This is a genomic window from Vibrio sp. Y176 (assembly GCF_033438945.1).
Genome location: NZ_JAWOQS010000134.1, coordinates 1 through 1,030, shown reverse-complemented (window position 1 = coordinate 1,030; position 1,030 = coordinate 1). Strand labels below are relative to the sequence as shown.

Genomic DNA, 1,030 nt, shown 5'->3' with positions numbered 1-1,030 from the left:
CATCTTGTTGTACACACCATGTGTTGCTGCGATGGGGGCGTATGTACGTGAATTTGGCCATAACTTCGCACGTTTTATTGCGGTATGGACGATGGGTTTAGCTTACCTATGTGCAACGTTCTACAATCAGTTGACGCATTTCTCTGAAAGCCCAATTACTAGTGGTGTCTGGATGGCAATTATTGTTGCAATCTTCATCGGAACTTATCACGTATTCAAACGTATTGGTAAAAAACAACATGGTGCGTTAGAGGCGCAAGTCGCATGATTTTAAATGAGCTTTATCAATATATTGCAGACAAAGGGACAGTCTCACAGTCTGAGCTGGCTAAGCAGTTTGGAATGAGTGAAGACGGTGCGGATGCAATGTTAAGCGTGTGGATCAAGAAGGGTAAAATTAGCCGCTTGGTTGATACCAATAAAGCTCGAGATGTGATGCGTGTGCGTTATGCCGTGACAAAACAAGACGGGTTGTCACTCACTGTTACTATGTAGTGGTTTATCAACCAAAGCTTACAAATAATAAAGCCGCGTCATTTCTGATGCGGCTTTTTTCGTTTCTAATCAATAGCCTTGTCGCTGGCAAGCAAATCTCATAGCGGCTGAATATTAATTAAGCTTTATGGAAGATCGAGCTTAGCGACAACACATTTCCAATGCGTTTGAGAATCTCATCTTGTTCTTCTTCGCTACGAAACTCGCCGCTTGTGTTTCCCCAAATCGGTCCTGGCCATGCAACGTCGTCCTTAAAGCGTGCGATATGATGAATGTGTAGCTGCGGCACCATGTTACCGAGTGCGCCAAGATTCAACTTGTCAGGACGGAAAGTCGCTTCGAGCGCTTGGCTTACCGCTTGTGATTCAAGTAAAAACTGTTGCTGCTCTTTCATCGGTAAGTGGTGCAATTCTTTTAAGTTGGCACGTTTAGGAACTAAGATGACCCACGGCACTGCATTATCTTTATGTAGAAGTGCAACGCAAAGAGGGAAGTGGCCGATTACTGTGGTGTCTTTTGCCAATTGAGGGTGCAG

2 protein-coding genes and 1 pseudogene are annotated in these 1,030 nt (G+C 44.5%); 2 read left to right on the top strand and 1 reads right to left on the bottom strand.

Annotated elements, in window-relative coordinates:
* Positions 1-268 (top strand): annotated as a pseudogene (locus R7O13_RS24625) (ferrous iron transporter B); the annotation flags it as partial.
* Positions 265-495 (top strand): FeoC-like transcriptional regulator, encoded by a 231-nt coding sequence (locus tag R7O13_RS24620; protein ID WP_005496063.1) that lies wholly within the window; start codon positions 265-267, stop codon positions 493-495. The pseudogene R7O13_RS24625 and the gene R7O13_RS24620, both read left to right, overlap by 4 nt.
* 118 nt (positions 496-613) lie before the next feature.
* Here R7O13_RS24620 and R7O13_RS24615 read toward each other — a convergent pair.
* Positions 614-1,030 (bottom strand): HIT domain-containing protein (locus tag R7O13_RS24615; RefSeq protein ID WP_318304904.1); only part of this gene is annotated, 417 nt, incomplete at its 5' end.

Coding starts and splice junctions, on each gene's coding strand:
- R7O13_RS24620 (WP_005496063.1), top strand. CDS start 265: ATGATTTTAAATGAGCTTTATCAATATATTGCAGACAAAGGGACAGTC.